At 59.0% G+C, this 21,682-nt stretch carries 20 protein-coding genes; 15 read left to right on the plus strand and 5 right to left on the minus strand.

The window, feature by feature from the left end:
* Positions 1 to 52: 52 nt before the first annotated feature.
* The 5 genes from IF199_RS05770 to map all read right to left on the minus strand — a co-directional run bounded on the left by IF199_RS05770 (position 53) and on the right by map (position 6,660).
* Positions 53 to 811, minus strand: a complete 759-nt coding sequence (locus IF199_RS05770; RefSeq protein WP_192559901.1) for a zinc metalloprotease — start codon at positions 809 to 811, stop codon at positions 53 to 55.
* A 183-nt stretch (positions 812 to 994) separates the two neighbouring features.
* Positions 995 to 1,723 (minus strand): M12 family metallopeptidase, encoded by a 729-nt coding sequence (locus IF199_RS05775; RefSeq protein WP_192559902.1) that lies wholly within the window; start codon positions 1,721 to 1,723, stop codon positions 995 to 997.
* Between the two features lie 168 nt (positions 1,724 to 1,891).
* Positions 1,892 to 3,091 (minus strand): succinyldiaminopimelate transaminase, encoded by a 1,200-nt coding sequence (gene dapC, locus IF199_RS05780; protein WP_102621427.1) that lies wholly within the window; start codon positions 3,089 to 3,091, stop codon positions 1,892 to 1,894.
* A gap of 43 nt (positions 3,092 to 3,134) precedes the next feature.
* Positions 3,135 to 5,837 carry a [protein-PII] uridylyltransferase gene (locus tag IF199_RS05785; protein ID WP_096819630.1) on the minus strand — a complete coding sequence of 901 codons (2,703 nt, stop codon included), beginning with the start codon at positions 5,835 to 5,837 and terminating at the stop codon, positions 3,135 to 3,137.
* 40 nt (positions 5,838 to 5,877) lie between these two features.
* Positions 5,878 to 6,660, minus strand: a complete 783-nt coding sequence (gene map / locus IF199_RS05790) for a type I methionyl aminopeptidase (protein WP_096819629.1) — start codon at positions 6,658 to 6,660, stop codon at positions 5,878 to 5,880.
* A 373-nt stretch (positions 6,661 to 7,033) separates the two neighbouring features.
* Here map and rpsB point away from each other — a divergent pair, with 373 nt between their 5' ends.
* The 15 genes from rpsB to rnhB all read left to right on the plus strand — a co-directional run bounded on the left by rpsB (position 7,034) and on the right by rnhB (position 21,663).
* Positions 7,034 to 7,771 (plus strand): 30S ribosomal protein S2, encoded by a 738-nt coding sequence (gene rpsB, locus IF199_RS05795; RefSeq protein ID WP_003222119.1) that lies wholly within the window; start codon positions 7,034 to 7,036, stop codon positions 7,769 to 7,771.
* Positions 7,772 to 7,962: 191 nt separating this feature from the next.
* A complete protein-coding gene (tsf, locus tag IF199_RS05800; RefSeq protein ID WP_096819628.1) occupies positions 7,963 to 8,826 on the plus strand; it encodes a translation elongation factor Ts in 864 nt (287 codons plus the stop codon).
* 210 nt (positions 8,827 to 9,036) lie between these two features.
* Positions 9,037 to 9,780, plus strand: a complete 744-nt coding sequence (pyrH, locus tag IF199_RS05805; RefSeq protein ID WP_003222124.1) for a UMP kinase — start codon at positions 9,037 to 9,039, stop codon at positions 9,778 to 9,780.
* Entirely contained in the window at positions 9,777 to 10,334 is a 558-nt protein-coding gene (gene frr / locus IF199_RS05810; protein WP_096819627.1) for a ribosome recycling factor, read from the plus strand. The genes pyrH and frr overlap by 4 nt, the downstream gene beginning before the upstream one ends.
* Before the next feature lie 14 nt (positions 10,335 to 10,348).
* Positions 10,349 to 11,104 (plus strand): polyprenyl diphosphate synthase, encoded by a 756-nt coding sequence (gene uppS, locus IF199_RS05815; RefSeq protein ID WP_192559903.1) that lies wholly within the window; start codon positions 10,349 to 10,351, stop codon positions 11,102 to 11,104.
* Complete coding sequence (locus IF199_RS05820; RefSeq protein ID WP_096819625.1) at positions 11,104 to 11,910, plus strand: phosphatidate cytidylyltransferase; 807 nt, start codon at positions 11,104 to 11,106, stop codon at positions 11,908 to 11,910. Before uppS ends, IF199_RS05820 begins: the two co-directional genes overlap by 1 nt.
* Entirely contained in the window at positions 11,907 to 13,097 is a 1,191-nt protein-coding gene (gene ispC, locus IF199_RS05825; RefSeq protein ID WP_192559904.1) for a 1-deoxy-D-xylulose-5-phosphate reductoisomerase, read from the plus strand. Before IF199_RS05820 ends, ispC begins: the two co-directional genes overlap by 4 nt.
* Positions 13,098 to 13,149: 52 nt before the next feature.
* On the plus strand, positions 13,150 to 14,502 hold the full coding sequence (rseP, locus tag IF199_RS05830; RefSeq protein WP_192559905.1) for a sigma E protease regulator RseP: 1,353 nt from the start codon (positions 13,150 to 13,152) through the stop codon (positions 14,500 to 14,502).
* Between the two features lie 74 nt (positions 14,503 to 14,576).
* Entirely contained in the window at positions 14,577 to 16,964 is a 2,388-nt protein-coding gene (gene bamA / locus IF199_RS05835; RefSeq protein ID WP_192559906.1) for an outer membrane protein assembly factor BamA, read from the plus strand.
* 45 nt (positions 16,965 to 17,009) lie between these two features.
* Positions 17,010 to 17,513 carry an OmpH/Skp family outer membrane protein gene (locus tag IF199_RS05840; RefSeq protein ID WP_003222140.1) on the plus strand — a complete coding sequence of 168 codons (504 nt, stop codon included), beginning with the start codon at positions 17,010 to 17,012 and terminating at the stop codon, positions 17,511 to 17,513.
* Between the two features lie 3 nt (positions 17,514 to 17,516).
* A complete protein-coding gene (gene lpxD, locus IF199_RS05845; protein WP_096819621.1) occupies positions 17,517 to 18,572 on the plus strand; it encodes a UDP-3-O-(3-hydroxymyristoyl)glucosamine N-acyltransferase in 1,056 nt (351 codons plus the stop codon).
* Between the two features lie 106 nt (positions 18,573 to 18,678).
* Positions 18,679 to 19,119: a 3-hydroxyacyl-ACP dehydratase FabZ gene (gene fabZ, locus IF199_RS05850; protein ID WP_016771469.1), complete on the plus strand. Its 441-nt coding sequence runs from the start codon at positions 18,679 to 18,681 to the stop codon at positions 19,117 to 19,119.
* Positions 19,116 to 19,892: an acyl-ACP--UDP-N-acetylglucosamine O-acyltransferase gene (lpxA, locus tag IF199_RS05855; RefSeq protein WP_085712845.1), complete on the plus strand. Its 777-nt coding sequence runs from the start codon at positions 19,116 to 19,118 to the stop codon at positions 19,890 to 19,892. The genes fabZ and lpxA overlap by 4 nt, the downstream gene beginning before the upstream one ends.
* A 2-nt stretch (positions 19,893 to 19,894) precedes the next feature.
* Positions 19,895 to 21,025: a lipid-A-disaccharide synthase gene (gene lpxB, locus IF199_RS05860; RefSeq protein WP_096819620.1), complete on the plus strand. Its 1,131-nt coding sequence runs from the start codon at positions 19,895 to 19,897 to the stop codon at positions 21,023 to 21,025.
* An 11-nt stretch (positions 21,026 to 21,036) separates the two neighbouring features.
* The gene (rnhB, locus tag IF199_RS05865) at positions 21,037 to 21,663 is read left to right on the plus strand and encodes a ribonuclease HII (protein ID WP_085712847.1); all 627 of its coding nucleotides are present in this window, start codon (positions 21,037 to 21,039) and stop codon (positions 21,661 to 21,663) included.
* The last annotated feature ends 19 nt before the right edge of the window (positions 21,664 to 21,682 follow it).

The raw sequence follows: 21,682 nt of genomic DNA on the forward strand, positions 1-21,682 counted from the left end.
ATTAGAGTCTGGATGGTTTGGGGCGCTTTAAATAGGGCCCTGGTTGAATGGTTCAGTCATGCTGGACCGCAGAGTGTGGATAGGCCTTTTCCATGAACGCCTTGTCCTTTTCGCTGAGCACCAGATTCAGATCAATCTTGAAGTTGCCGTGGGTCCAGTTCTGGCGCACGGCGTAATGCATGATCGATTTCGGATCGTAAGGCGAATAGTCGAAATCGCTGGCGTCGAGCAGGTTGAAGTACCGTTCATCGACAGATCGGCGGGCGTAGTCGTCTTCGTCGGCGTTTTCGTCCACCCAGTGTGCAGCGTAGACCGCAGGCTTGTTCCAAGGGATGTTCGACTCGGGATGCAGGTGCTCATGTTCGGCGCCCAGAGCATGTCCGAACTCATGCATGACATTGGCGGCGAACAATGCCGGGGCGAGATGGTGCTCCGGGGACAGCCTCATGGTGGGTTCTTCTGCTTCGACCAGCAGCGCGTTGGTTCCGATCATCGACCAGTAAATGCCGTCTTCACTGCTGATACGGATATCTCCCGTCTCACCTTCGACAAAGTCGAACGTCAGGTTGATATGAGGCAGCCAGTTGTTCGCCGCGGATTTGACGGCGTCCTTGAACGCTTGATCACCACTCAGGAACGCGATGCGCAAGGTCCGGCCTGGCGCCCAGAAGTAACCGTGTTTCCCGACGGCTCGTTTTTTACGAGCGGATGCCGAGGTTTTTTCATTGGCTGGGTTCTCGTCTACAGCGACTTCATAAGCGCGTTGAAGCGAAACCGTTTTTTCTGTAAGGCAAAGTGTTGCGGAGTTCATGCTAAGTGTCCGTACTGATGTTGATCCAATAGGCTGTTGTTTATTTCGGGCAAGTTGGGCCGGATAACAGGCGGGTGAAAGCTAAAGGAAAGTGCGGATTGAACAAAGTCGGGTTGTGTTGCGTGATATTGAAAGTTCGCGAGGTGTTGCGCCAGGCGAACTTTTTGTGTCGGTGTCGGTTATTTATTTTGGATAAAGCAATCGCATCAGTCGTTTGTCTTTTCTACTGATCCGGCGGTTGATCGGCACTTCCCAGTTGCCCATTGTCAATGTGTTTGCCACCGGGTGATGCATGATCGATTTTCGGTCGTAGGAGGTGTAGATCGCGTCGAGTGTGTCGAAGGACGCGAACAGGTTCCTGTCGACCTGCTCCTCGGTCAGCGGGTTCATTTCACGGTTCTTGTAGAACTCGTACACCTTTGGCTTATCCCATGGAATATTGGCCTTGGGGTGTTGATGTTCGTGCATTGCACCCAGTGCGTGGCCGAATTCGTGGATCACGATCACCTCAAAGTCTTCATGTTCCGGTTTGACCCCCAGGTTCATGGTGGGATGGTCGGGGTGGATCAACAGCGCATCGGTGCCCAGCATCGAGTTGTTGTCATTGTTCTTTGTTGCAATCCGGATGTCGCCTTTCAAATCGTCGACAAATTCAAACTTCAGGTTGATGTACGGCAGCCATTGCCTGGCTGCAGCGATAATCCTGTTCTTGTGATCGGTATCGGGTGAATCCATGAAGGCAACTTTCAAGGTTCGGCCGTTGGCCCATAGCTTTGAATAGTTAATGACGGAGCGTTTGCGTCGGGTGCCAGTATTTGCGCCTGCATTGGCGGGGTTTTCATTGATGGCCGCCGCGTACGCAGCTTGATCATCGGGCCATTGAATAAGTTGGCAATCCAGCAGGTTGTTCATGTTCACTTCTTCCTTGAAGTTAAAGTCTTGAGTTTGTTTTAGGCGCAGAGATATGCGCGGCTCAAGACTAACGTCTGGCCGGACGGCAAGTGGGGTAAATAGTTGGAGGATCTGTAACTTGTTGTATGAGGCGCCCGTGCCGGATTGCCCGGCGCGGGCGTTCAGGCATTACTTGTGGCGCAGAACGAAATCGCGAATGCGCTCGGCCGCTTCCACGCATTCCGCCAGCGGCGCGACCAGCGCCATGCGTACACGACCGGCCCCGGGGTTGACCCCGTCGACATCGCGGGACAGGTACGAACCCGGCACCACGGTCACGTGCTCTTCGGCAAACAGATCACGGCAGAACGCCGCGTCGTCACCTTGCACGTTCGGCCACAGGTAGAAGCTGCCATCCGGGCGCTGTACATCCATCACCGGGCTGAGAATGGCCAGCACGGCATCGAACTTCTCGCGATACAACGCACGGTTGGCGCGTACATGCACTTCATCGTTCCACGCGGCAACGCTGGCCAGTTGGGTCTGAACCGGCATCGCGCAGCCGTGGTAGGTGCGATACAGCAGGAAGCCCTTGAGGATATCGGCGTCGCCGGCAACGAAACCGGAGCGCAGGCCCGGCAGATTCGAGCGCTTGGACAGGCTGTGGAACACCACGCAACGCTTGAAATCCTTGCGACCCAGTTCGGCGCAAGCGCTGAGCAGGCCCGGCGGTGGCGTTTGCTCGTCGAAGTACAGCTCGCTGTAGCACTCGTCGGCGGCGATCACGAAGTCGTACTCGTCGGCCAGGGCGATCAGCTTTTTCAGGACGTCGACCGGAATCAGCGCGCCGGTCGGGTTGCCTGGCGAGCACAGGAACAGGATCTGGCAGCGTTTCCAGATCTCCGGCGACACCGCGTCGAAGTCCGGGTTGAAGCCGTTTTCATCCAGGCATGGCAGGTAGTGCGGCTTGGCGCCGGCGAGGAACGCCGCACCTTCGTAGATCTGATAGAACGGGTTCGGGCTGACCACCAGCGCGTCGTCGCCACGGTTGACCACGGTCTGGGTGAAGGCGAACAGCGCTTCACGGGTGCCGTTGACCGGCAGCACATTGCGCGCCGGATCGATCCAGCCGCCCGGTACGTTGAAGCGACGTTCGCACCAGGCTGCAATGGCCTCGCGCAGGGCCGGGATGCCCAGGGTGGTCGGGTACACCGCCATCTGATCCAGATTGTTGGCCAGCGCCTCGGCGACAAAGCTTGGCGAACGGTGTTTCGGCTCGCCGATGGACAGCGCGATCGGGCGCTTGTCCGGGTTCGGCGTGACGCTGCCGAGCAGGGCGCGGAGCTTTTCGAACGGGTAGGGCTGCAACTGGGTCAGAGCGTTGTTCATCGGTGCTGGGTCTCGTGCAAAGCGGTTGAATCCGGGCGCTCAGTCAAATGCTGATACGCGACAGTTTGATATCGGGTTCCTGATTGACGCTGAGCTGCTCAACGATTGCATCCTGCAAACGGCTGCACAGCAGCGGGTCGGACAGCGGCTGATTGTGGGCGTCGGTGATGAAGAACACGTCTTCCACCCGCTCGCCCAGGGTGGCGATCTTGGCGTTCTGCAGCGACAGATCGAACTCCAGGAAAATCCCGCCGATCCGTGCCAGCAGGCCTGGACGGTCGGGTGCGGTGAGTTCCAGCACCGTCACCGGACGCTGGGCGTCGTTGTGGATCGTTACTTGTGGTGCGAACGCAAAGTGCTTGAGCTGGCGCGGCACCCGACGCTGGATGATGGTCGGGTAATCGTCCGGGTTGCGCAGGGCTTCGGTCAGGCCGTCGCGGATCTGTTTGACCCGGGTCGGATTGTCGCCGATGGATTCGCCTTCGGTGTCGAGCACGATGTAGGTGTCGAGGGTGAACTGGCTGCTGGAGGTGATGACCCGGGCGTCGTGAATGTTCAGGTTGAGCTGGTCCATCGCGGCCACGGTCACGGCGAAGAAATCGTGCTGGTCCGGCGCATAGATGAAGATCTGCGTACCGCCCTCGAATTCGCGCTGGGTGGTTTCCTTGATCAGCACCAGCGGCCCGCCGTCGGCCGGCTGCTGGAGAATCGCATCGCTGTGCCAGGCCACGTCGCCGGCAGTGTGGCGCAGGAAATAGTCATCGCCCAGTTGCGCCCACAACTGCTCGACATCGTCCGGATCGGTGCCGCCGCGCACCAGAATATCCAGCGCTGCGCTCTGGGTCTGGCGGATCTGTTCTTCGCGATCCACCGGGTTTTCCAGGCCGCGGCGCAGGGCGCGCTTGGTCTCGGTGTAGAGCTGGCGCAACAGGCTGGCGCGCCAGGAGTTCCACAGGGTCGGGTTGGTCGCGTTGATGTCGGCCACGGTCAGCACGTACAGGTAATCCAGACGGGTTTCATCACCGACCGCCAGGGCGAAGTCATGGATCACCTGCGGGTCGGACAAATCCTTGCGCTGGGCGGTGGTCGACATCACCAGGTGGTTTTGCACCAGCCAGACGATCAGGCGACTGTCCCACACCGGCAGTTGGTGGCGCTGACAGAACGCCTCGGCATCGACCGCGCCGATCTCCGAGTGGTCGCCATGCCGGCCCTTGCCGATGTCGTGATACAGGCCTGCCATGTAGATGAGTTCGGGCTTGGGCAACTTGGCCATGAGCTTGGCGGCCAGCGGGAATTTTTCCGACACCTGGGTGTACTGCAATTTACGCAGGTGCTTGATCAGATTCAGCGTGTGCGCGTCGACCGTATAAATGTGGAACAGGTCGTGCTGCATCTGCCCGACGATGAAGCCGAACTCCGGCAGGTAGCGCCCGAGAATGCCGTAGCGGTTCATTCGCCGCAGGTTGCGGTGGATGCCGATCTTGCACTTGAACAGTTCGATGAACAGGCTGGTATTGCGGATGTCGTTGCGGAAGTTGTCGTCGATCAGGTGACGGTTTTCCCGCAGCAGACGAATGGTGTCGGCGCGCACGCCTTTGATTTCCGGCTGCTGGGCCATCAGCACGAAAATCTCGAGCATGGCGAACGGTGTACGGCGGAACACGTTGTCGTTGCGTGCTTCGATGTAACCGTCGTGCAACTGGAAGCGCGAGTTGATCGGCTGCGGTGGCGCTTCGTCTTCCGGGGCGAGGATGACTTCCTCGAAGTGCTGGATGATCAGGTCGCTGAGCTGGGCGATGCTCATCACCACGCGGAAATACTGCTGCATGAAGTTTTCGACAGCCTGCTTGGCGTCGTCACCTTCAAACCCCAGCAGCCCCGCAATAGTGCGTTGATGATCGAACAGCAGGCGGTCTTCGGAGCGCCCGGCCAGCATGTGCAGGGCATAGCGCACTTTCCACAGGAATTCCTGGGACGACGCCAGCAGTGCGTTTTCGCTCTCGACCAGAAAGCCTTCGCCTGCCAGGGCGCGCAGGTTCAGGGTGCCGTACTGGCGACGGGCGACCCACAGAATCGTCTGAATATCCCGTAGTCCGCCGGGTGAGCCTTTGACGTTGGGTTCCAGGTTGTATTCGGTGTCGTTGTACTTGTGGTGGCGGGCCTTCTGCTCGGCGCGCTTGGCCAGGAAGAACTCCTTGGCCGGCCACATGTGGGCGGTGCTGGTGACATCGAGCATGCGCTGGCGCAGACGCTCGGGACCGCAGATGGTGCGGCTTTCCATCAGGTTGGTGACCACCGTCAGGTCGGCGCGGGCCTCTTCGGCGCACTCGTCCACCGAACGAACGCTCTGACCGACTTCCAGGCCGATGTCCCACAACAGCGTGAGAAAACGCTCGATGGAATCGCGGAAGATTTCGTGATCGGCGCTGTCCAGCAGGATCAGCAGGTCGATATCGGAATAGGGGTGCAACTCACCGCGACCGTAGCCGCCGACCGCGACCAGCGCGATGTCGGCGTCTTCGCTCCAGTTGAACTGGTCCCAGGCCTTTTGCAGGATGTTGTCGACGAACCAGGCGCGATCCTCGATCAGTCGCCGGATGTCGCGGCCGCTGCGAAAACGTGCGTCGAGCACTTCGCGGGCCTGGCGGATCGCCTTCTTGAAGGCGGCGATAGGGCTCGCTTTCAGGGCCAGTTCAGCCTGGAACTGGCCGCGGTCGAAGAGTTCGGGATCCACCTGCGGCATCGATTGGCTTTCCTTCTATAGGCTGGGAGCGGTGTCGGGATCAGGCCGATACGCGCGGGATCGTGTCATCGCTGCGCAGGGTGAAGATCTCGTAGCCGGTGTCGGTGACAAGCAAAGTGTGTTCCCACTGTGCCGACAGCTTGCGATCCTTGGTGATCGCGGTCCAGCCGTCGCCCAGTACCTTGGTGTCGGCCTTGCCCTGGTTGATCATCGGTTCGATGGTGAAGGTCATTCCGGCCTTCAGTTCCATGCCGGTGCCGGCGCGGCCGTAGTGCAGGATCTGCGGCTCTTCGTGGAACACCTTGCCGATGCCGTGACCGCAAAACTCGCGCACCACGGAGAAGCCGTTCTTTTCAGCGTGCTTCTGGATGATCTCGCCGATGTCGCCGAGACGGCAGCCGGGTTTGACGATCTCGATCGCCTTGTACATGCATTCCTGGGTGACCTGGGACAGGCGCTCGGCCCAGACCGGCACGGTGCCGACGTGGAACATGCGGCTGGTGTCGCCGTGGTAACCGTCCTTGATCACGGTGACATCGATGTTCAGGGTGTCGCCGTTCTTCAGCGGCTTGTCGTTCGGGATGCCGTGGCAGACCACGTGGTTGATCGAGGTGCAGATCGACTTCGGGTAGCCCTTGTAGTTGAGCGGGGCAGGGATGGCCTTCTGCACGTCGACAATGTAGTCGTGGCAGATCTGGTTCAGCTCATCGGTGGTCACGCCCGGCTTGACGTGTTCGGCAATCATTTCCAGCACATCGGCGGCCAGTTTGCCGGCGACACGCATGGCGGCGATGTCCTCGGGGGTTTTGAGGGTGACGGTCATACAGGCTCTCTCTGCGCTCGGCGGCGCTTGTTGATACGGGCAGGGCGGCGGTTTTCGCCTGGTGGCCCTGAAAAACGCGATTCTAACAGACCAAAGGCGCAAATCCGCGCCTGCGTGCATCGCTTCGACCTATACAATAGTGCGCGGCAGGGCGATTCCAAGGGGCTGGCGCCCATGTCCCTGACGCGATTACAGATTCCGGGTTCCGTTTGCGCCCTTCCTGTGATATAAAATGCGCCGCTTTCCGGGGATAGCTCCGGGAGCATTAACCCACACACGTGTCGACACGATGACCTGGGTGCCTTTGATCCTTGGATCAGGGGTTGGTCATTGGGATACGTGGAGGCCCAACCCGACTTATCAAGGAACTATCATGTCCCAAGTCAATATGCGCGATATGCTGAAGGCCGGTGTGCACTTCGGTCACCAAACCCGTTACTGGAACCCGAAAATGGGTAAATACATTTTCGGCGCGCGTAACAAGATTCACATCATCAACCTTGAAAAAACCCTGCCAATGTTCAACGAAGCTCTGACTTTCGTAGAGCGTCTGGCCCAGGGCAAAAACAAGATTCTGTTCGTCGGCACCAAGCGTTCCGCTGGCAAGATCGTTGCTGAAGAAGCAGCACGTTGCGGTTCGCCGTACGTCGATCACCGCTGGTTGGGCGGCATGCTGACCAACTTCAAAACCATTCGTGCTTCCATCAAGCGTCTGCGTGACCTTGAAGTACAAGCCGAAGACGGTACTTTCGCCAAGCTGACCAAGAAAGAAGCGCTGATGCGCTCCCGTGATCTTGAGAAGCTGGATCGCTCCCTGGGCGGCATCAAGGACATGGGCGGTCTGCCAGACGCACTGTTCGTGATCGACGTTGACCACGAGCGCATCGCGATCACCGAAGCCAACAAGCTGGGCATCCCGGTCATCGGCGTTGTCGATACCAACAGCAGCCCGGAAGGCGTTGACTACATCATCCCAGGCAACGATGACGCAATCCGCGCTATCCAGCTGTACATGGGTTCGATGGCTGACGCAGTAATCCGCGGTCGCAACAACGTTGCTGGCGGTACTGTTGAGTTCGCAGCTGAAGAAACTCAGGCTGCAGCTGAGTAATTGACGCCCTGGCGTTGACTCAGTAAGCAAAAAGGGGGCTTGGCCCCCTTTTTGCCACCTCGAAAACCAACTTGTCGGCAGCGCAGCTACAGCATCTGTAACGTGCAGCGGCTACAAGGTGGCTCGGGAAGAATTGAACGCCCGTTCGATCGGGTGGAATGGTTGAAAACCTATCCAAGAGGAATTTGAAAATGGCAGCAATTACTGCAGCGTTGGTTAAAGAACTGCGCGAGCGTACCGGCGAAGGCATGATGGATTGCAAGAAAGCCCTGGAAAAGGCTGACGGCGACATCGAAAAAGCCATTGATGACATGCGTGCTTCGGGCGCGATCAAGGCTGCCAAGAAAGCTGGCAACGTTGCCGCTGAAGGCGCAATCGCCATCAAGTCGAACGACAAGGCAGCCGTACTGCTGGAAGTCAACTCGCAGACCGACTTCCTGGCCCTGCAAGACGACTTCAAAAACTTCGTTGCTGCCAGCGTAGAAAAAGCCTTCGACGAAAAACTGACCGACGCAGCTCCGCTGATCGCCGCTCAAGAATCGGCTCGTGAAGCTCTGGTTGCCAAAGTTGGCGAGAACGTCAACATCCGTCGTCTGGTACGCGTAGAGGGTGACGTTGTCGGCACCTACCTGCACGGTAACAAGATCGGTGTTGCTGTTGTCCTGAAAGGCGGTGACGTCGAGCTGGCCAAAGACATCGCGATGCACGTTGCTGCAAGCAACCCTGAGTTCCTGCTGCCTTCGCAAGTCTCCGACGAAGCGATCGAGCGTGAGAAGGCTGTGTTCCTGCAGCTGAACGAAGAGAAGATCAAAGGCAAGCCAGAAAACATTGTTGAGAACATGGTCAAAGGCCGTATCAGCAAGTTCCTGGCAGAAGCGAGCCTGGTTGAGCAGGCGTTCGTCAAGAACCCTGAAGTCAAGGTTGGCGATCTGGCCAAGAAAGCCGGTGCTGAAATCGTTTCCTTCACCTACTTCAAAGTAGGCGAAGGCATCGAGAAGCCGGTCGACAACTTCGCTGAAGAAGTTGCTGCCCAGCTGGCTGCCGCCAAGCAATAAGACGGTTTTTCAACTGTCGCCCGAAAGAGGCTGCCCGCTCACGCGCGCAGCCTCTTTTCAGATAGGGTTACCAATTTTTAATTGGTTTCCCCTTGGAACTGACTTACAAAGCCATGTTCCGATGGCGCTGAAGCAGCGCCAAGCTAGAGTGAACGCCAGCTGTAAACAGCTCGCAAAGAATTTTTAAATACGCCGCAGGAGAGATTCGCAATGGCTCAGCAGGGCAGTGGTTATCAGGCTCGCTATAAACGCATTCTACTCAAGCTTAGCGGCGAGGCCCTGATGGGCTCGGAAGAGTTCGGGATCGATCCGAAAGTGCTGGATCGCATGGCGCTGGAAGTCGGCCAGCTGGTCGGTATCGGTGTTCAGGTCGGTCTGGTGATCGGTGGCGGCAACCTGTTCCGCGGTGAAGCGCTGAGCAAGGCCGGCATGGATCGGGTCACGGGCGACCACATGGGCATGCTGGCCACTGTGATGAACGCCCTGGCCATGCGCGATGCGCTGGAACGTGCCAATATCTCGGCCATCGTGATGTCGGCCATCTCCATGGTCGGTGTGACCGATCACTATGATCGTCGCAAGGCCATGCGTCACCTGAACTCCAAGGACGTGGTGATTTTCGCGGCCGGTACCGGCAATCCGTTTTTCACCACGGATTCGGCAGCCTGCCTGCGCGCAATCGAAATCGATGCGGACGTCGTGCTCAAGGCGACCAAGGTCGACGGCGTCTACACTGCCGACCCGTTCAAAGACCCGCATGCCGAGAAGTTCGATCATCTGACTTATGATGAAGTACTGGATCGCAAGCTGGGCGTAATGGACCTGACGGCCATCTGCCTGTGCCGCGACCACAAGATGCCGCTGCGCGTATTCAACATGAACAAGCCTGGTGCCCTGCTGAACATCGTCCATGGCGGCGCTGAAGGCACCCTGATCGAGGAAGGTCAACAATGATCAACGAAATCAAGAAAGACGCTAAAGAGCGCATGACGAAGTCCGTCGAGTCTCTGGCTCACAACTTCGGCCGCATTCGTACCGGTCAAGCGCACCCAAGCATCCTGGAGGGCGTAATGGTTCCGTACTACGGTTCCGATACCCCGATCAAGCAAGTGGCCAACATCACCGTCAAGGACGCCCGTACCCTGCAAGTGGTTGCGTTCGAGCGCAACATGCTCGGTGCTGTCGACAAGGCGATTGGTAGCGCGGGTCTGAACCTGAACCCGACCAACCTCGGTGAACTGCTGCTGATCAGCATGCCGGCCCTGACTGAAGAAACCCGTCGTGGTTTCACCAAGCAGGCGCGTGACGTGGCTGAAGACGCTCGTGTTGCCGTGCGCAACATTCGTCGCGATGCCAACAGCTCGCTGAAGGATCTGGTTAAAGAGAAAGAAATCAGTGAAGACGAAGAACGTCGTGCCACTGGCGAAATCGACGACCTGACCAAGAAGTTCGTGGCTGAAATCGACGCGAAGCTGGCAGAGAAAGAAAAAGACCTGATGGCCGTATAAGGGTCGAGCTTTAAATGGATAAGACCAAGCAGACTGCGCCGTCCGCGGTGCCGCGCCATGTCGCGATCATCATGGATGGCAACAATCGCTGGGCGAAAAAACGCTTTATGCCGGGTGTCGCCGGGCATAAAGCGGGCGTGGACGCTGTTCGGGCAGTGATCGAGGTGTGTGCCGAGGCCGGGGTCGAGGTGCTGACCCTGTTCGCCTTTTCCAGTGAGAACTGGCAGCGCCCGGCCGATGAGGTCAGTGCCTTGATGGACCTGTTCTTCAAGGCATTGCGTCGTGAGGCCAAGCGCCTCAACGACAACAACATCAGTCTGCGCATCATTGGCGACCGCTCGCGTTTTCATCCCGAGCTTCAAGCTGCCATGCGCGAAGCCGAGGCCATGACCGCGGGCGCCAATCGTTTTGTCCTGCAGATCGCTGCCAACTACGGCGGTCAGTGGGATATCGCGCAAGCGGCGCAGCGTCTGGCTCGTGAGGTTCAGGCCGGGCATCTGCGTCCGGAAGACATCACGCCGGATCTTTTGCAAGCCTGTCTGGCGACCGGTGACCTGCCGCTGCCGGATCTGTGCATCCGCACTGGCGGCGAGCACCGCATCAGCAACTTCCTGCTGTGGCAACTGGCTTATGCCGAGTTGTACTTCTCCGACCTGTTCTGGCCGGACTTCAAACACGATGCCATGCGTATTGCGCTGGCCGATTTCGCTTCGCGTCAGCGTCGTTTCGGTAAAACGAGCGAGCAGATCGAAGCTGGAGCCCGGGTTTAATGCTTAAACAACGAATCATCACTGCGCTGATCCTGCTGCCGATCGCCCTGGGCGGGTTTTTCCTGCTCGAGGGTTCCGGTTTTGCGCTGTTCATCGGGCTGGTCGTGAGTCTGGGTGCCTGGGAATGGGCGCGCCTGGCCGGCTTTACTGCGCAATCGTTCCGCGTCGGTTATGCGGCAGTGGTCGCGCTGATGTTGTTCGTCATGTACATTCTGCCGGGGCTGGCACCCTGGGTGCTCGGCGCCTCGGTGATCTGGTGGGCGGTGGCGACCTGGCTGGTGCTGACCTATCCGCGCTCCAGCGAGCGCTGGGCCAGCGCCGCGAGCAAACTGGTGATCGGTTTGTTGATTCTGCTGCCGGCCTGGCAAGGGCTGGTCCAGATCAAGCAATACCCGCTGGGCAACTGGCTGATCATGGCAGTGATGGTGCTGGTCTGGGGCGCCGATATCGGTGCCTATTTCTCCGGCCGTGCTTTCGGCAAGCGCAAGCTGGCCCCGCAAGTCAGCCCGGGTAAAAGCTGGGAAGGCGTGTATGGCGGTCTGGCGCTGAGCCTGGTGATCACCACGCTGGTCGCTCTGTTTCGTGACTGGACGGTGGCGCAGTTGTTCAAGGGCCTGATCGGCGCTGCGCTGATTGTGTTCATCTCGGTGGTGGGCGATCTGACGGAAAGCATGTTCAAGCGCCAGTCCGGCATCAAGGACAGCAGTAATCTGCTGCCTGGTCATGGCGGCGTACTGGATCGCATTGACAGTCTGACAGCGGCGATCCCGGTATTCGCGGTGTTGCTGTGGATGGCTGCGCCGTGAGTCGCCCGCAGCAGATTACCGTATTGGGGGCAACCGGCTCGATCGGTCGGAGCACCCTTGATGTCATTGCTCGTCACCCTGAGCGATATCAGGTTTTTGCACTGAGCGGCTTTGCTCGTCTCAGTGAGCTGTTTGCCTTGTGCGTGCGCCATGTCCCTCAGTTTGCAGTCGTGCCGGAAGTCGGCGCCGCTCGTGGCTTGCAGGACGACTTGCGTGCCGCGGGGCTGTCGACGCGGGTGCTGGTGGGGGAGGAGGGCCTGTGTCAGGTCGCGGCCGCCCCTGAGGTGGATGCCGTAATGGCGGCCATCGTCGGCGCCGCCGGTCTGCGCCCGACCCTTGCGGCGGTCGAGGCAGGCAAGAAGATCCTTCTGGCCAACAAGGAGGCGCTGGTGATGTCCGGCGCCTTGTTCATGGACGCTGTGCGCAAGAGCGGTTCGGTCCTGCTGCCAATCGACAGCGAGCACAATGCGATTTTCCAGTGCATGCCGCAGGATTTTGCCCGTGGCTTGAGTACTGTCGGCGTACGTCGGATTTTGCTGACAGCTTCCGGCGGTCCTTTCCGGCAGACGCCGATGGCCGAACTGGCGCATGTTTCACCCGACCAGGCCTGTGCTCATCCGAACTGGTCCATGGGGCGCAAGATTTCCGTGGATTCGGCCAGCATGATGAACAAGGGCCTCGAGTTGATCGAGGCCTGCTGGTTGTTCGATGCCAGGCCGTCGCAAGTCGAAGTGGTGATCCATCCGCAGAGCGTGATTCATTCTCTGGTTGATTATGTGGACGGCTCGGTGCTGGCGCAGTTGGGCAATCCCGACATGCGCACCCCGATCGCCAATGCGCTGGCCTGGCCTGAGCGCATCGATTCCGGCGTGGCGCCATTGGACCTGTTTGCCATCGCGCGCCTGGACTTCGAAGCGCCCGATGAAGAGCGCTTCCCGTGCCTGCGACTTGCGCGTCAGGCGGCCGAGGCCGGCAACAGTGCCCCGGCCATGCTCAATGCCGCGAATGAGGTGGCAGTGGCAGCGTTTCTCGACGGGCGGGTTCGCTACCTGGAAATCGCGAGTATCATCGAGGAAGTGTTGAATCTCGAGCCAGTGGTTGCTCTGAATGATCTCGATGCGGTGTTCACGGCGGACGCGGCAGCACGCGCTCTGGCCGGGCAATGGTTGATCCGTCACGGTCGATAGACCCTGCGGTACAGGCTCCACGCGGCATAGGACAGGAATGCGGAGAAAGTAGATGAGCGCGCTCTATATGATTGCCGGCACCCTGATCGCCTTGGGTGTGCTGGTCACCTTTCACGAATTCGGCCACTTCTGGGTCGCGCGTCGCTGTGGCGTCAAGGTTCTGCGCTTTTCCGTAGGCTTCGGCATGCCATTGCTGCGCTGGCACGACAAGCAGGGTACTGAGTTTGTTGTCGCAGCCATTCCGTTGGGCGGCTACGTCAAGATGCTCGACGAGCGTGAAGGCGAAGTGCCCGCTGATCAGCTTCATCAATCCTTCAATCGCAAGTCCGTTCGTCAGCGTATTGCCATCGTTGCAGCCGGCCCGGTCGCCAACTTCCTGCTGGCCATGGTGTTCTTCTGGGTGCTGGCCATGCTGGGCAGCGAACAGGTGCGTCCAGTCATTGGTGCGGTCGAGTCCGGCAGTCTCGCGGCAAAGGCCGGGCTGAGTGCGGGCCAGGAAATCATTGCCATCGATGGCGAGCCGACTACTGGCTGGGCTGCGGTCAATCTGCAATTGGTGCGTCGTCTGGGGGAAAGCGGTTCCTTGCAGGTGCTGGTGCGTGAGCAGGGCTCCACGGCTGATTCGCCACGTGAACTTGCACTCGATCACTGGCTGAAGGGTGCCGACGAGCCCGATCCGATTCGCTCCCTGGGTATTCGCCCGTGGCGTCCGGCGTTGCCGCCGATTCTCGCTGAGCTCGATCCGAAAGGCCCGGCTCAGGCAGCCGGGCTGAAAACCGGTGACCGTCTGCTGGCGCTGGATGGCAAGGCGCTGGATGACTGGCAGCAGGTGGTCGATACCGTTCGTACGCGTCCTGATACCAAAATCATGCTGCACATTGAGCGCGACGGTGCTCAAATCGACGTCCCTGTGACCCTGGCTGCGCGCGGCGAGAGCAAATCGCCAAGTGGTTATCTGGGGGCGGGAGTGAAAGCTGTCGACTGGCCGCCGGAGATGATCCGCGAGGTCAGTTATGGTCCTTTGGCCGCGATTGGCGAGGGTGCCCGTCGTACCTGGACCATGAGTGTCCTGACGCTGGATTCACTGAAGAAAATGCTGTTCGGCGAGCTCTCGGTAAAAAACTTGAGTGGACCGATAACCATTGCTAAAGTGGCGGGCGCTTCTGCCCAGTCGGGTGTCGCTGATTTCCTGAATTTCCTTGCTTATCTGAGTATTAGCCTGGGGGTTCTGAATTTGCTGCCCATTCCTGTACTGGATGGGGGGCATTTGTTGTTTTATCTGATCGAGTGGGCGCGTGGTCGTCCCTTGTCGGATCGGGTGCAAGGTTGGGGGATACAGATCGGTATCAGTTTGGTGGTCGGGGTGATGTTGCTTGCTCTGGTCAACGATCTGGGTCGACTGTAACGCTTCGCTGAATTGCGAATCTGCCGCATTTTGCGGCAGTTTGTTTATTGCCAGTTGGAATAAGAAAGGACTTCATGAAACGTCTGCTGCTAACTGCGGTTCTCACCGTATTGATGATCGCCGAAGTTCACGCCGAGTCCTTCACTATCTCTGATATTCGCGTCAATGGCCTCCAGCGGGTCTCCGCGGGTAGCGTCTTTGGTGCCTTGCCGTTGAACGTCGGCGAGCAGGCGGATGATCGTCGCCTGGTGGAATCCACTCGTGCGTTGTTCAAAACCGGTTTCTTTCAAGATATCCAGCTGGGCCGCGAAGGCAACGTTCTGGTGATCACTGTCGTCGAACGTCCATCGGTCGCGAGCATCGAGATCGAAGGCAACAAGGCGATCTCCACCGAAGACCTGATGAAGGGCCTCAAGCAATCCGGTCTGGCCGAAGGCGAGATCTTCCAGCGTGCGACCCTCGAAGGCGTGCGCAACGAGTTGCAACGTCAATACGTTGCACAAGGTCGTTACTCGGCCACGGTTGATACCGAAGTGGTATCGCAGCCGCGTAACCGTGTCGGCCTGAAAGTGAAGATCAACGAAGGCACCGTCGCCGCCATTCAGCACATCAACGTGGTGGGCAACACGGTTTTTCCCGAAGAAGACCTGACCGACCTGTTCGAGCTGAAAACCACCAACTGGCTGTCGTTCTTCAAGAACGACGACAAGTACGCCCGTGAAAAGCTTTCCGGTGACCTGGAGCGTCTGCGTTCCTACTACCTGGACCGCGGCTATATCAACATGGATATCGCTTCGACCCAGGTGTCCATCACTCCGGACAAAAAGCACGTCTACATCACCGTCAACGTGACCGAAGGCGAGAAGTACACCGTCCGTGACGTCAAGCTCAGCGGTGACCTGAAAGTTCCTGAGGATCAGGTCAAGTCGCTGTTGCTGGTGCAGAAAGGCCAGGTGTTCTCGCGCAAGCTGATGACCACCACCTCGGAACTGATCACTCGTCGTCTGGGTAACGAGGGCTACACCTTCGCCAACGTCAACGGTGTTCCGCAGCCGCACGATGATGACCACACCGTGGACATCCTGTTCGCTGTCGATCCGGGCAAGCGTGCCTACGTCAACCGTATCAACTTCCGTGGCAACACCAAGTCCGAAGACGAAGTGCTGCGCCGTGAAATGCGTCAGATGGAAGGTGGCTGGGCTTCGACCTACCTGATCGACCAGTCCAAGACCCGTCTGGAGCGTCTGGGCTTCTTCAAAGAAGTCAACGTTGAAACTCCGGCCGTTCCGGGTGTCGACGACCAGGTTGACGTGAACTACAGCGTTGAAGAGCAGGCTTCCGGCTCGATCACCGCCAGCGTCGGTTTCGCCCAGAGCGCCGGTCTGATCCTCGGTGGCTCGATCACCCAGAACAACTTCCTGGGTACCGGTAACCGCGTCAGCGTCGGCCTGACCCGAAGCGAATACCAGAGCCGTTACAACTTCGGCTACGTTGACCCCTACTGGACCGCCGATGGCGTGAGCCTGGGCTACAACGCGTTCTATCGCACCACCGACTACAAAGACCTCGACGTCGACGTAGCAAGCTACGCGGTGGACAGCCTGGGTGCCGGTGTGAACGTTGGCTACCCGATCAGCGAGACTTCGCGTCTGACCTTCGGTCTGTCCGCTCAGCAGGACAAGATCAAGACCGGTACTTACACCGTTGACGAGATTTTCGACTTCGTCAAGAAGGAAGGCGACCAATACCTGAACTTCAAGGCGTCGGCCGGCTGGTCCGAATCCACCCTGAACAAAGGCGTGTTGCCAACCCGTGGCCGTTCCCAGAGCCTGACCCTGGAATCGACCATTCCTGGCAGCGACCTGTCGTTCTACAAGCTTGATTACCGTGGCCAGCTGTTCCAGCCGATCACCGAGAACTACACACTGCGTCTGCATACCGAACTGGGTTACGGCGACGGTTATGGTTCGACTGATGGCTTGCCATTCTACGAAAACTACTATGCTGGTGGTTTCAACTCGGTTCGTGGCTTCAAAGACAGCACCCTTGGTCCGCGCAGTACGCCGAGCCGTGGTCAGGCAGTAACCGGTAATACCGGTACGCTCGCCGACCCGGATCAGGATCCGCTGCCGTTCGGCGGTAACGTGTTGATCCAGGGTGGTGTCGAGGTGTTGTTCCCACTGCCGTTCGTGAAAGATCAGCGCTCCCTGCGTACATCGGTATTCTGGGACGTCGGTAACGTGTTCGATTCGACTTGCAAGTCGACCACTAACGCCGATGGTTCGAAGGCCAATACCCAATGCAACGACATCAGCCTGAGCAACATGGCCAGTTCCGTCGGTGTCGGCGTGACCTGGGTTACCGCACTGGGTCCTTTGAGCTTCGCGTTGGCCACACCGATCAAGAAACCGGATAACGCTGAAACTCAAGTGTTCCAATTCTCCCTCGGCCAGACGTTCTAAGCGTCTGACCCAAGATAACGACAATGGATTTTGTAGGAGTGCATCGTGCGTAAGTTGACTCAATTGGTTCTCCTGGCCTCCGTACTGGTGGCAGGCCCGGCATTTGCCGACATGAAAATCGCTGTTCTGAACTATCAGATGGCACTGCTGGAATCCGACGCAGCCAAGAAATACGCTGTGGATGCCGAGAAGAAGTTCGGCCCTCAACTGACCAAGCTCAAGACGCTGGAAAGCAGCGCCAAGGGCATTCAGGATCGTTTGATGGCTGGTGGCGACAAGATGCAGCAGGGCGAGCGTGAGCGTCTGGAGCTGGAATTCAAGCAAAAGGCCCGTGACTTCCAGTTCCAGTCCAAGGAACTGAACGAAGCCAAAGCCGTTGCTGACCGTGAAATGCTCAAGCAGCTCAAGCCGAAACTGGATAGCGCAGTGGAAGAAGTCATCAAGAAAGGTGGTTTTGACCTGGTGTTCGAGCGTGGCGCAGTGATCGATGTCAAACCTCAATATGACATCACGCGCCAGGTTATCGAGCGCATGAATCAGCTGAAGTAACCCATGACCGTGACTATCAAACTCGGCCAGTTGGCCGAGTTCCTCGGTGCCACCCTGAGTGGCGACCCCGAGAAGCAAATTACTGGGCTAGCCACCTTGCAGGAGGCTGGCCCAGCTCAGTTGAGCTTTCTGGCAAACCCCCAATACCGCAAATACCTCGCTGGCTCGCAGGCGGCGGCACTGCTGCTCAAAGCGGCTGATGCCGAAGGTTATGCCGGTAATGCATTGGTGGTGCCGGATCCTTATCTGGCTTACGCACGCATTTCTCACCTGTTCGATCCGAAGCCGAAATCCGCAGCCGGTATCCATCCGACTGCAGTGATTGCTTCGGACGCCGTGGTCGATTCGACTGCCAGCATCGGTCCCTTTGTGGTGATCGAGGCCGGTGCCCGGATCGGTGCGGGCGTGACGCTCGGCGCACATTGCGTTGTCGGCGCCCGCAGCGAAATCGGCGAGGGTGGCTGGCTGGCCCCGCGGGTGACGCTGTATCACGATGTGCGCATCGGCAAGCGGGTGGTGATCCAGTCCGGTGCAGTGCTCGGCGGTGAAGGCTTCGGCTTTGCCAACGAGAAAGGCATCTGGCAGAAAATCGCCCAGATCGGCGGCGTGACCATTGGCGACGATGTGGAGATTGGCGTGAATACCGCCATCGACCGCGGTGCGTTGGCCGATACCGTGATCGGCAACGGTGTGAAGCTCGACAACCAGATTCAGATCGCCCACAACGTTCAGGTCGGTGATCACACTGCCATGGCGGCGTGCGTGGGGATTTCCGGCAGCACAAAGATCGGCAAGCACTGCATGCTCGCCGGCGGTGTTGGCCTGGTAGGGCACATCGATATTTGCGACAACGTTTTCCTGACCGGGATGACCATGGTGACTCACTCGATTACCGAGCCGGGTGCCTATTCTTCCGGTACAGCCATGCAGCCGGCTGCCGAATGGCGCAAAAGCGCGGCACGCATCCGTCAGCTCGATGACCTCGCGCGACGGTTGAAACAGCTGGAAAAGCGGGCAGGGGAAGTGACCCCTGGCGGTAATGCTTCATCTGAAGGCTGATACCATTTCCATATCAAGAGTGCACAGCCTCTGGACTGCCTCCTTGATTTGCTAGAGGAGTGCGCGTCAGTCGCGCTCCCAATCTTTACATAGGCTTCCCCCCGAAATGATGGACATCAACGAGATTCGCGAATACCTGCCTCACCGTTACCCGTTCCTGCTGGTGGACCGGGTGGTGGAACTGGATACTGAAGGCAAGCGAATTCGCGCCTACAAGAATGTCAGCATCAACGAACCGTTCTTCAATGGTCACTTCCCTGCGCATCCGATCATGCCGGGCGTCCTGATCATCGAAGCGATGGCTCAGGCAGCCGGGATTCTCGGTTTCAAGATGCTCGACGTGAAGCCCGCTGATGGCACGCTTTACTACTTTGTCGGCTCCGACAAACTGCGTTTCCGCCAGCCGGTCAAGCCTGGCGATCAGTTGATTCTTGAGGCCACGTTCATTAGCTGCAAGCGCAAGATCTGGAAGTTTGAATGCCAGGCGTCGGTTGATGGCAAGCCGGTCTGCTCCGCCGAGATCATCTGCGCGGAACAAAAAGTATGAGTTTGATTGACCCTCGCGCAATCATCGATCCTTCGGCCGTACTGGCTGAAGGTGTCGAGGTCGGCCCGTGGTCGATCATCGGCGCAGGTGTGGAAATCGGCGAGGGGACAGTGATCGGGCCGCACGTGATCCTCAAAGGCCCGACCCGAATCGGCAAGCACAATCGCATCTACCAGTTTTCCTCGGTAGGCGAAGACACGCCTGATCTCAAGTACAAGGGTGAAGAAACCCGCCTGGTGATCGGTGACCATAACGTTATCCGTGAAGGCGTGACGATTCACCGTGGCACCGTTCAGGATCGTTCGGAAACCACCCTGGGCGATCACAACCTGATCATGGCCTACGCCCACATCGGCCACGACAGCGTCATCGGCAACCACTGCATTCTGGTCAACAACACCGCGTTGGCCGGGCATGTGCACGTCGAGGACTGGGCGATCCTGTCCGGTTTCACCCTGGTGCATCAGTATTGTCACATTGGCGCCCACAGCTTTTCCGGCATGGGCACCGCTATCGGCAAGGACGTTCCGGCGTTCGTCACGGTGTTCGGCAACCCGGCCGAAGCGCGCAGCATGAACTTCGAAGGCATGCGCCGTCGTGGTTTCAGCGAGGATGCCATCCATGCCTTGCGACGCGCCTATAAAACCGTCTACCGCCAGGGACTGACTGTCGAGCAAGCCCTGGCCGAACTGGCCGAGCCTGCCGCCCAGTTCCCGGAAGTCGCGGTGTTCCGTGACTCCATCCAGTCGTCGTCTCGCGGCATCACCCGCTGATCATGGCCAATCTGCGTATTGCGCTGGTGGCGGGTGAGGCTTCCGGTGACATTCTGGGCGCCGGTCTGATGCGTGCCCTCAAGGCACAGCATCCCGCTGTCGAGTTCATCGGCGTCGGCGGCCCGTTGATGCAGGCCGAAGGCCTGAGCTCCTACTTCCCCATGGAACGGCTGTCGGTCATGGGGCTGGTGGAAGTCCTCGGGCGACTGCGTGAACTGCTCAAGCGCCGCAAGGACCTGATCGCCACGCTGATCGCTGAAAAGCCGGATGTGTTCATCGGCATCGATGCCCCGGATTTCAACCTCAATATCGAACTCAAGCTGCGTCAGGCCGGGATCAAGACCGTGCACTACGTCAGCCCTTCGGTATGGGCGTGGCGGCAGAAGCGAGTGCTGAAGATCCGCGAAGGCTGCGACCTGATGCTCACGCTGCTGCCGTTCGAAGCCAGATTCTACGAAGAGAAAGGCGTACCGGTGCGGTTCGTCGGCCATACGCTGGCCGATACCATTCCACTGGAAGCCGATCGCACTGCTGCGCGCGCCGAACTGGGACTGCCGGACGGCCCGCTGGTGGCTTTGATGCCGGGCAGTCGCGGCGGCGAAGTCAGTCGTCTGGGTGCGCTGTTCCTCGATACCGCCGAACGCCTGCGCGCCATGCGCCCGGGTTTGCGCTTCGTCATACCGTGCGCCAATCCCGAGCGTCGGGCCCAGCTTGAAGAGCTGCTGGCCGGTCGCGACTTGCCGGTGACCTTGCTCGATGGCAAATCCCACTTGGCCCTGGCGGCGTGCAACGCGGTCCTGATCGCGTCGGGCACGGCGACCCTTGAGGCGCTGCTGTACAAACGCCCGATGGTCGTGGCCTATCGTCTGGCACCGCTGACGTTCTGGATTCTCAAACGCATGGTCAAGAGCCCTTACGTCTCCCTGCCGAACCTGCTGGCCCAGCGACTGCTGGTGCCGGAATTGTTGCAGGATGATGCGACGGTCGAAGCGCTCGCCCAGACCCTGTCGCCGTTGATCGACGGTGGCGAAGAGCAGACGCGCGGCTTCGACGAAATCCACCGCACCCTGCGTCTGGACGCCTCCAATCAGGCGGCTGACGCCGTTCTGAACCTGATCGGTCAAACACGATGAGCAAGACAAGCATGCAGATGGGCCTGGATTTCACCCTGGTCGCCGAAGTCGAAGAGTTGGTGGCCGGCGTTGATGAAGTCGGTCGTGGCCCGTTGTGCGGTGCGGTCGTCACGGCGGCGGTGATCCTCGATCCGAACCGTCCGATTCTCGGTCTCAACGACTCGAAGAAACTCACTGAAGCCAAGCGTGAAAAGCTCTACGACGAAATCTGCGAGAAGGCACTGAGCTGGTGCATCGCCCGTGCCGAAGTCGAAGAGATCGACGAGTTGAACATCCTCCACGCCACCATGTTGGCGATGCAGCGCGCGGTGGCGGGGCTGCACATCCAGCCGAAACTGGCGATGATCGACGGCAACCGCTGCCCGAAACTGCCGATGCGTTCCGAAGCAGTGGTCAAGGGCGACAGCAAGGTGCCGGCCATCGCCGCCGCGTCGATTCTGGCCAAGGTCAGCCGCGACCGCGAGATGGCGGCGTTCGAATTGATCTATCCGGGTTACGGCATCGGTGGCCATAAAGGCTACCCGACGCCCGTTCATCTGGAAGCGTTGGTGCGCCTCGGGCCGACGCCGATTCACCGGCGTTCGTTTGCCCCGGTGCGGCAGGCTTATGAAGCGCTGGAAGGTCTCACGCAGGTTTAGCGGCGAGGCTGATGTTTTG

Origin of the sequence: Pseudomonas allokribbensis, assembly GCF_014863605.1 — a bacterium.
GTDB lineage: Bacteria > Pseudomonadota > Gammaproteobacteria > Pseudomonadales > Pseudomonadaceae > Aquipseudomonas > Aquipseudomonas allokribbensis.